Origin of the sequence: Pseudoalteromonas sp. T1lg76 (assembly GCF_002964725.1) — a bacterium.
Lineage (GTDB): Bacteria > Pseudomonadota > Gammaproteobacteria > Enterobacterales > Alteromonadaceae > Pseudoalteromonas.
Genome location: NZ_PQCE01000044.1, coordinates 1 through 325 on the forward strand (window position 1 = coordinate 1; position 325 = coordinate 325).

Below are 325 nucleotides of genomic sequence, written 5' to 3' on the forward strand. Positions count from 1 at the left end.
AAAGTCTACTGGCGCGGGATGGAGCAGCCTGGTAGCTCGTCGGGCTCATAACCCGAAGGTCGTCGGTTCAAATCCGGCTCCCGCAACCAACTTCTTTTTCAGCTTTAGAAGTAAAACAAAACTGAAGTCTACTGGCGCGGGATGAAGCAGGATGATAAATCATCCGTCGGACTCGCTAAACCAGAAAAAGCCGAAGGTCGTCGGTTCCCGACGAAATTCAGCTAAGACACTTACAGGCGCGGGATGGAGCAGCCTGGTAGCTCGTCGGGCTCATAACCCGAAGGTCGTCGGTTCAAATCCGGCTCCCGCAACCAATTCTTAATTG

At 52.9% G+C, this 325-nt stretch carries 2 tRNA genes; both read left to right on the forward strand.

Going from position 1 to position 325, the window contains the following annotated elements:
* The first annotated feature begins 12 nt into the window (after positions 1-12).
* Positions 13-89, forward strand: a tRNA-Met gene (locus tag C2M35_RS14645).
* A 148-nt stretch (positions 90-237) separates the two neighbouring features.
* Positions 238-314: transfer RNA gene (locus C2M35_RS14650), tRNA-Met, on the forward strand.
* The last annotated feature ends 11 nt before the right edge of the window (positions 315-325 follow it).